This is a genomic window from Roseobacter sp. (assembly GCF_024639605.1).
Classification (GTDB): domain Bacteria; phylum Pseudomonadota; class Alphaproteobacteria; order Rhodobacterales; family Rhodobacteraceae; genus Roseobacter.
Genome location: NZ_JAHEHZ010000141.1, coordinates 1 through 8929 on the forward strand (window position 1 = coordinate 1; position 8929 = coordinate 8929).

At 62.3% G+C, this 8929-nt stretch carries 5 protein-coding genes and 1 pseudogene; 2 read left to right on the forward strand and 4 right to left on the reverse strand.

Annotation, left to right across the window (positions count from 1 at the left end; all coding sequences use genetic code 11):
* Nucleotides 1-11: 11 nt before the first annotated feature.
* From xdhC to xdhA, 3 genes are read right to left on the reverse strand one after another with little or no spacing between them, the layout of a single operon-like run.
* Complete coding sequence (gene xdhC, locus Q0M35_RS15225; protein ID WP_295316795.1) at nucleotides 12-944, reverse strand: xanthine dehydrogenase accessory protein XdhC; 933 nt, start codon at nucleotides 942-944, stop codon at nucleotides 12-14.
* A complete protein-coding gene (gene xdhB, locus Q0M35_RS15230; RefSeq protein ID WP_295316796.1) occupies nucleotides 944-3241 on the reverse strand; it encodes a xanthine dehydrogenase molybdopterin binding subunit in 2298 nt (765 codons plus the stop codon). The genes xdhC and xdhB overlap by 1 nt, the downstream gene beginning before the upstream one ends.
* A complete protein-coding gene (gene xdhA / locus Q0M35_RS15235; RefSeq protein WP_295316797.1) occupies nucleotides 3238-4641 on the reverse strand; it encodes a xanthine dehydrogenase small subunit in 1404 nt (467 codons plus the stop codon). The genes xdhB and xdhA overlap by 4 nt, the downstream gene beginning before the upstream one ends.
* Nucleotides 4642-4863: 222 nt before the next feature.
* On the opposite strand from xdhA, the gene dnaE reads away from it, so the two are divergent.
* On the forward strand, nucleotides 4864-8364 hold the full coding sequence (dnaE, locus tag Q0M35_RS15240) for a DNA polymerase III subunit alpha (RefSeq protein ID WP_295316799.1): 3501 nt from the start codon (nucleotides 4864-4866) through the stop codon (nucleotides 8362-8364).
* Here the strand turns inward: dnaE and Q0M35_RS15245 are convergent, their stop codons facing one another.
* Nucleotides 8365-8562, reverse strand: a complete 198-nt coding sequence (locus Q0M35_RS15245) for a SlyX family protein (RefSeq protein ID WP_295316801.1) — start codon at nucleotides 8560-8562, stop codon at nucleotides 8365-8367. It lies immediately after the preceding gene.
* 129 nt (nucleotides 8563-8691) lie between these two features.
* Here Q0M35_RS15245 and Q0M35_RS15250 point away from each other — a divergent pair.
* Nucleotides 8692-8929: pseudogene (locus Q0M35_RS15250) on the forward strand (histidine--tRNA ligase); the annotation flags it as partial.

Sequence of the window (8929 nt, forward strand, 5' to 3'; positions counted from 1 at the left end):
CAGAAGTGGTGTCATGCGCTGTCTTTCAATGGTTTCGTGCCGGATCTCGCGGGCTGCAGCATCTGCGCGGCCACCCCGATTGCAATCGCCTGCGGATCACGGCCCAGATCCGGCTGACCGATCGGGCAGGTAAGGCGCGCAATGCTTTGCGGGCTGTGCCCGAGGGCTGCCAGACGTTTGTGAAACCGCGCCCTTTTGGTGGCCGATCCGATCAGCCCTGCAAAGCCGAAGCCATGTGCGAGCAGCCGGTGACAAAGCTCCAGATCCAGCGCGTGAGAAAAGGTCACGATCAGATGTTCCGCGTGGAGCGGCGCATGCCGGACCATCAGCGCCGGGTTGGCGGCGGGTACAACTGTAACCCCCTCGGGAACGTCCCCGGGAAAACGGTCCGCTGCGGTATCCACCCAGGAAACGCTTGTGCCGGGCAGGGGGGCCAGGACCTGCGCAAGCGCGCGCCCGACATGTCCCGCGCCCCAGATCCAGACCGCGCGTTCCGGTCGCGATACCGGCTCTACAAACCAGTTGCCGGTCAGCATTGTCTGAACCGGCTGGCCCGTGCGGATCCGGGCGCGCAGGCGCGAGACCGCCAGAGGCGGCGCGCCGGGGCCGCGCATGATTACGTCTTCGGGCAGGGCCCGCGCGGATGCTTCGTCATAGACCTCTGTCAGCACCTGTACCGCGCCGCCGCAACACTGGCCCAGGTCGGGACCCAGCGCGTGGCGGCTCAGGTCACGGTGGCCGGGCGTCAGAGCGGCCCGTGCGGCCAGCGTCGCCGAATGCTCCAGCGCGCCGCCGCCAATCGTGCCGGACTGCCCGTCCTGCCACACCAGCATCGCGGCCCCGGTTTCGCGCGGGGCGGACCCGGCGACAGAGGCCACCACGATCCGCGCCACGACACCCCGGGCGACACAGGCGGCAATCAGGGCCTCGCGGTCAAAGGACATCAGTCGGCACCTCCGCCGCCCGCGCGGCCGACGGCTGCCAGGATTTCTTCCGCTGTGGCCGGAGCCTGCAGATCCGCATAGGTCTCGCCGCAGGATTGTACGGCATCACACAGTGCGGACCACGCAGAGATGCCCAGCATCAAAGGCGGCTCGCCTACAGCTTTGGACCTGTACACCGTTGCTTCGTTATTGGGCGCATCCCAGAGGGCGACGTTGAAGATGTCCGGCCGGTCACAACAGCCGGGTATTTTGTAGGTAGAGGGCGCATGAGTGCGCAACCGGCCTTTGTCGTCCCAGACCAGCTCTTCGGTGGTCAGCCATCCCGCACCCTGCACATAGCCCCCTTCAATCTGGCCGATGTCGATCTCAGGGTTCAGCGACGCGCCGGCATCGTGCAGGATATCCGCGCGCAGGATCCGGTTTTCGCCGGTCAGCGTGTCGATCACCACCTCGGTTACCGCAGCTCCGTAGGCGAAGTAGAAAAACGGCCGGCCTTCGCCTTTGATCCTGTCCCAGGCGAGATCGGGCGTTTTGTAAAACCCGGTAGCCGAGAGACTGATGCGTGCGACATAAGCCTCGGCGACGACCTCGGCAAAACTGTACGTGGCACTGCCAACATGCACCTTGCCGTCTTTGAAAATAACCTCCGAAGGCAGCGTCTGGTGCCGCCCGGCCATCAGGTCTGCCAGACGCGTGCGGATGGTGTCGCAGGCGTTCTGAACCGCCATGCCGTTCAGATCACTGCCCGACGACGCCGCTGTCGCGGATGTGTTCGGCACTTTACCGGTGTCGGTCGCGGTGATCCGCACCGCCGATATATCCACGCCGAAACGGGTTGCAGCCACCTGGGCCACCTTCTGGAAAAGTCCTTGTCCCATCTCGGTGCCACCGTGATTGAGGTGGATGGACCCGTCCTGATAAACATGCACCAGCGCGCCCGCCTGGTTCAGATGCGTCAGCGTAAAGGAGATCCCGAACTTTACCGGCGTGAGAGCGATGCCTTTCTTCAGGATCGCGTTTTCAGCATTCCAGCTTGCAACGGCAGCGCGGCGTGAAGTGTAACCTGCGGTCTCTTCAAGGCGGCTCATCAGATCGGGCAGGATGAAATCCGTGACTTGCTGACCGTAGGGCGTCAGGTTCCGCGGCTCCGTTCCGCCGCCGCCGTAAAAATTGCAGCGCCGCACGGCGACAGGGTCCTTGACCAGGCGGGTGGCGATGTGATCCATGACCCGCTCGATCCCGAGCATACCCTGAGGCCCGCCGAACCCGCGAAAGGCGGTCGCACTTTGTGTGTTGGTTTTCAGCCGGTGGCTGGTGATCCGCACCGCCGGCAGGAAATAGGCGTTGTCAGCATGCAGCATCGCGCGATCCGCCACCGGCAGCGACAGATCCTGCGCCCAGCCACAGCGCGTGTAGTGCGTGAAATCGATGCCCGCGATCACGCCGTTGTCGTCAAAGCCGACCTCATACTCAATGCGAAAGTCGTGACGTTTGCCGGTAATGACCATGTCGTCATCGCGATCATAGCGCATCTTGCACGGACGCCCGGTGGCGCGCGCCGCCACAGCGCAAGCCACCGCAAGCGCATTGCCCTGGCTTTCCTTGCCGCCGAAACCACCGCCCATCCGGCGTGTCTCAACACGCACGCCATGCATGGGCACGCCGATGGCCTCAGCAACCTTATGCTGAATTTCGGTGGGGTGCTGTGTGCTGCTCATCACCACCATATCGCCGTTGTCCTGAGGCAGCGCGGCAGCCGCCTGCCCCTCCAGATAAAAGTGCTCCTGCCCGCCGATCTCCAGTCTTCCGGTGAGCCGGTGCGCAGCACCTTCGATCGCTGCGGCCACGTCACCACGGCCATAGACCCGCGGGCCCTCCTCAAAACGGCTGTTCCGGGCCAGAGCCTCTTCCACGGTCAGGATCGGGTCTTCAGCCTCTGTTTCGACCTGTGCGATGCGTGCCGCGCGCCGGGCAGACAGGTGCGAGGTGGCTACAACGATAAAGAGCGGCTGCCCGAGATAGCTGATGGCCTCTTCCGCAAGCAGCGGTTCATCGTGACTGGACGGAGAGACATCGTTTTCAAAGAGCAGATCAGCCGCCGTGATGACCGCGACGACACCGGGGGCCGCGCGCACGGGCCCGGTGTCGAGCGACAAGAGCCGCCCGGCGGCGATGTCGCTGAGTCCGAAGGCAAGATGCAATGTGCCGGCCGGCATCGGAATGTCATCCACATAGCGTGCGGCCCCCGTCACATGCAGCGGTGCGGAATCGTGCGGCAGTGGCTTTGCGACACTCATGGCCGCACCTCAAGAACGCTGACCGGCGTGCCAGCGTCTTCATGCCAGCAGCGCAGCAGCATATTCCGCGCGGTTTGCATACGGTAGTCAGCCGAGGCGCGCATGTCGGACATGGGCGTGAAATCAGTGCTCATTGCGGCCATGGCCCTGCGCACAGTGTCCTGTGTCCAGGGCTGTCCGGTCAGCGCGTTTTCGGTCGCGATGGCGCGTTGCGGGGTGCCGGACATTCCGCCGAACGCGATGCGGGCACGGCTGACTGTTCCGCCTTCTACCTGAACTGAGAAACATCCGCAGACCGCCGAGATATCCTGATCAAAGCGTTTGGAGAGCTTGTAGCAGCGCAGCCGGTCGGGCTGGCGGGGAACGGTGATTTTTTCCACAAATTCGCCAGCGCGGCGATCCTGTTTGCCATAGGCGAGAAAGAAGTCTTCGAGCGGTATACTGCGCCGCCTGTCGCCCTGCCGCAGATGCAGGGTCGCCCCCAGCGCGATGAGAGCCGGCGGCCCGTCCCCGATGGGAGAGCCATTGGCAATGTTGCCGCCGATGGTTGCCGCATTGCGCACCTGTACGGAGCCGTATCGCCGGATCATCGCGGCAAACGACGGGTGCAGATCTTCCATGACAGGTTCCAGTGCTGTCAGCGTCGTCATCGCACCGATGTGAATCTCATCCGCAGTGACGTTCACGCCCTGCAGGTCCGCGCAGCCGTTCAGGAAGGCGATCTGGTCCGGATCGTGAAAATTCTTGGTGACCCAGAGACCGACATCCGTGGCACCTGCAACCAGTGTGGCATCGGGGTTGTCGGCATACCACTGCGCGAGCGCATCACTGTCAGCCGGCTGAAACGCGGCGGGGGAATTCCCGCCGCTGCCCGTAGCCTCAGCGACGGTCGGCTTTTCGGCCGGAGGCGGCGGGGCATCGCGCATGTGCTCCGGTACGGGGGAGCCGGCCGCGGCCTCTGCGGCGCGGATGATCGGCGCATAGCCCGTGCAGCGGCAGAGATTGCCGGCCAGTTGCACATCATGATCTGTGCGACCGTTCAGGTGCGCCGTGGCCATGGTGACGATGAACCCCGGTGTGCAGAAGCCGCATTGCGATCCGTGATGGCCGACCATCGCCTCCTGCACCGGGTGCAGGGTGCCGTCGGGTCCGGCAATGCCTTCGACGGTGCGCACGGATTTTCCCTGAAGCTGTGGCAGGAACAGAATGCAGGCGTTGAGCGCCCGCGCGCCCGCCTCATCCGTGACCATGACGGTGCAGGCACCGCAGTCACCTTCGTTGCAGCCTTCCTTGGTGCCGGTCAGGCCACGGGTTTCACGAAGCCAGTCCAGCAGGGTCGTGGTCGGCGCCACATCGGTCAGCGCCAGTGTTTCTCCGTTCAGGCGAAACGTAATGTTCATTTCGTCAGATCCGCCGCAGTACCATGCCCCCTTCGCGTCCGGTGTTCGATGCGGCGTAGAACACAGGACAGGCAATACCGGGTCCGAAGCTATGCGCGGGGCGCGTCACTTGGCAAGGGAAAAGGGGAAATCTTCGAGCCGCCGCGTCCCCCGGTGCTGAAAAAACAGAGCGTCGTGCGGAACGCTCTGGCGGGTGCCGGGCGTGTCATTTACGGTCCTGATATGAGCACCGATCCCCGATTCATTCACCTGCGCACCCATTCCGAATACTCGCTGCTGGAAGGGGCATTGCGGCTGAAAAAGCTGCCCGCGCTTTGCCGCAAAGCGGGCATGCCCGCAATGGCGCTGACCGATACCAACAATATGTTTGCTGCGCTGGAGTTTTCCGTGGCGATGTCGGATGCCGGCGTGCAGCCCGTTCTCGGTTGTCAGACCGATCTTACCTATGTGGTAACCGGCCCGGGTGAAAAGCCGGCAGCCCCGGCGCCCGTGGTTCTGCTGGCGCAGTCCGAAGCCGGCTATGAGAATCTGATGAAGCTGAACTCGTGCCTTTATATCGACAAGCGCGGGCAACTGCCGCAAATGACGCTGGAGGAACTCCGGTCTCATGCGGGCGATGTAATCTGTCTGACCGGCGGACCTGACGGGCCGGTGGGGCGATTGCTGCAGGCCGGTCAGCACGCTGCGGCTCAGACGCTGATGACGGATCTTAAGGAGGCCTTCGGCGACCGGTTGTATGTGGAACTGCAACGCCATCCCGGCGAAGACGGTCAGCCCGCGGCCGAGCGCCTTACCGAGCGAGGCTTCATCGAGATGGCCTATGCGATGGATCTGCCGCTGGTGGCCACCAATGATGTCTATTTCCCCGATGCGAAAATGTATGAGGCGCATGATGCGCTGATCTGCATTGCCGACGGCGCCTATGTTGATCAGCAGGATACGCGCCGGCGGCTGACCGCACAGCATTACTTCAAGTCACAGTCTGAGATGGTCGCGCTTTTTGCGGATCTGCCGGAGGCCGTTGAAAACACTGTCGAAATCGCTAAGCGTTGCGCCTTTCAGGCATATCGTCGGGATCCGATCCTGCCGAAGTTTGCCGATGACGAGGTGCAGGAACTGCGCCGCCAGGCAGAGGCCGGTCTGAAAGACCGGCTCGCCGTTATCCCCCATGCCACCAGCGTCGAAGAGTATGAAAAACGCCTTGAATTCGAGCTCGGCATCATCGAAGGCATGGGCTTTCCGGGCTATTTTCTGATCGTTGCCGATTTTATCAAATGGGCCAAGGATGGAGACATCCCCGTCGGGCCGGGCCGCGGCTCGGGTGCCGGCAGCCTGGTGGCCTATGCGCTGACCATCACGGATCTTGACCCGCTGCGCTACAACCTGCTCTTTGAGCGCTTTCTGAACCCCGAACGGGTCTCCATGCCGGACTTCGACATCGATTTCTGCATGGACCGGCGCGAAGAGGTTATCCGCTACGTCCAGGACAAGTATGGCCGCGACAAGGTGGGGCAGATCATCACCTTTGGCGCGTTGCTGTCCAAAGCCGCCGTTCGCGATATCGGTCGGGTGCTGCAGATGCCTTACGGCCAGGTGGACCGGCTGTCGAAAATGATCCCGGTCGAGGGCGTAAAACCCGTGAGCATTGAAAAGGCGCTCGCGGATGAGCCGCGTCTGCGCGAAGAGGCGCGCAACGAAGAGGTCGTGGCAAGGCTGCTGGAGTATGGCCAGCAGGTCGAAGGACTTTTGCGCAACGCCTCGACCCACGCCGCCGGTGTCGTGATCGGAGACCGGCCACTGGATCAGCTGGTCCCGCTTTACCAGGATCCGCGCTCTGACATGCCGGCAACCCAGTTCAACATGAAATGGGTGGAGCAGGCGGGTCTGGTAAAATTCGACTTTCTCGGGCTGAAAACGCTGACGGTCATCCAGAACGCCGTCGATCAGATCAAGGCCTCCGGGCGCCATCTTCATATCGCTGCTGACGGCACTGAGCTTTTCGCCCCGCCCGAAGGCCTGGAAGACGATATTGCCACCATACCGCTGGATGATGAGGCCTCATATAAGCTCTATGCCAGTGCCAAAACGGTCGCGGTTTTCCAGGTGGAAAGCTCGGGCATGATGGATGCGCTGAAGCGCATGAAACCCACCTGCATCGAGGACATCGTGGCCCTTGTGGCGCTCTACCGCCCCGGACCGATGGAGAACATCCCGACCTATTGCGAGGTTAAGAATGGTCAGAAAGAACTGGAATCCATTCACCCGTTGATCGACGATATTCTTAAGGAAACACAAGGCATTATCGTTTATCAGGAACAGGTGATGCAGATCGCCCAGGTCATGGCCGGCTACAGCCTTGGCGGTGCTGATCTTCTGCGCCGCGCGATGGGTAAAAAGATCGCCGAAGAGATGGCCAAAGAGCGCCCAAAATTCGAAAAGGGCGCGATGGAAAACGGGGTCGAGAAGAAAAAAGCGACCGAGGTTTTTGACCTCCTCGAAAAATTTGCCAATTACGGCTTCAACAAATCCCACGCGGCCGCCTATGCGGTGGTCAGCTATCAGACCGCGTGGCTCAAGGCCAATCATCCGGTAGAATTTATGGCCGGCGTGATGAACTGCGATATCCACCTCACCGACAAGCTGGCGGTTTATTTCGAAGAGGTACGCAAACAGCTTGAACTGCCATGGGTGCCGCCCTGCGTGAACCGCTCGGATGCGACGTTCAGGGTCGAAGAGGGCGCGCTGGTCTATGCGCTTGGTGCGCTGAAAAATGTGGGCGTCGAGGCCATGCGACTGATTGTCGAGGCGCGGGGCCCGAGGCCCTTTGCCACGCTCTATGATCTTGCCCGCCGGGTCGATCTCAAACGCGTGGGCAAGCGTCCGCTGGAAATGCTCGCCCGCTCCGGTGCTTTTGACCAGCTCGACAGCAACCGGCGGCGTGTTTACGCAGCGCTTGATGCTCTGGTGGGGTATTCGGCGGCGATCCATGAGCAGAAAGCCTCAAACCAGGTCTCGCTTTTCGGGGAAGCCGGCGAGGACCTGCCCGAGCCGCGTCTGCAGCCCGTGGACGACTGGCTGCCGGCAGAACGGCTGGCCGAAGAATTCAAAGCGGTGGGCTTTTATCTCTCCGGCCATCCGCTCGACGATTATATGGGCCCGCTCAAACGCAAAAACGTGCTGACCCTGGACGAGATCCTGGAAAAGGCTGCGCGCGGTCCGCTCAACGCCAGGATCGCTGGCATCGTGGCGGGGCGTCAGGAGCGCAAATCGGCGCGCGGCAACCGGTTTGCCTTTTGTCAGATGTCCGACACCACGGGCGCCTATGAGGTCACGCTTTTCTCCGAAGCACTTGAGAAATTCCGTGAGCATCTGGAGACCGGATCAAAGGTTGTCGTGGGTGTCGAGGCAACCCTGGAGGCGGATCAGCTCAAGCTTCTTGCGCGTTCGGTCACGCCGATTGATACGGTGGCAGCCGACGCCGGTGGTATGGGTCTGCGGGTTTTTGTTGAACACCCCGACGCGGTGGCCTCGGTCGCCAGTGTGCTCGCGGGGGCGACACAGGCCGCGCGCGGGGCCGGGCGCGGCCCGGTGCAGCTTTGCCTGATGGATCCGGGTCTGCCCGGCGAAGTTGAGGTCGATCTGGGTCAGGAGTTCGCCGTCAGTCCGCAGATCAAAGGGGCGATCAAATCGCTGCAGGGCGTGCTCGAGGTCGAAGATATCTGATCAGTAATGCGGCGGGCGTTCATCGCCCATGACCACGCCGCCGGTCTGTTCGGCGTCACGCTGCCCTTCGCGCTGCATCAGCATGTGCACACGCCGGTTCAGGGTGGTGATTTCCTTTTCCTGCCGGGCCACAACGTCCGAGAGTTCCTCAACCGTGCGGGTCAGGTGGGCGATCTGTTCTTCCATCTGTCGGGTCATGGGCATCCTCCGGTCCGCTCAGGGCTCTAGCATGGGGCCCGGGGTTCGAAAAGAGCGGTGCGCGCCGCGCTTGTCTCACGCAGCCCCATCCGCTAGACCGCGCGCGAAACCTGCCACAAAGGGAATCCCATGGGCAAGCCAAAGAAGACCCCCCGCCCGAAGGCCGAGACGCCCAAAGGCTTTCGCGATTATTTTGGTGCCGAGGTCACTCAGCGCACTGAAATGCTGCACAAAATCGCCGGGGTCTATCATCGTTATGGGTTTGATGCGCTGGAAAGTGCGGGCGTCGAGACGGTTGAGGCTCTTGGCAAATTCCTGCCCGATGTGGACCGCCCCAACGCCGGTGTTTTTGCCTGGCAGGAAGACG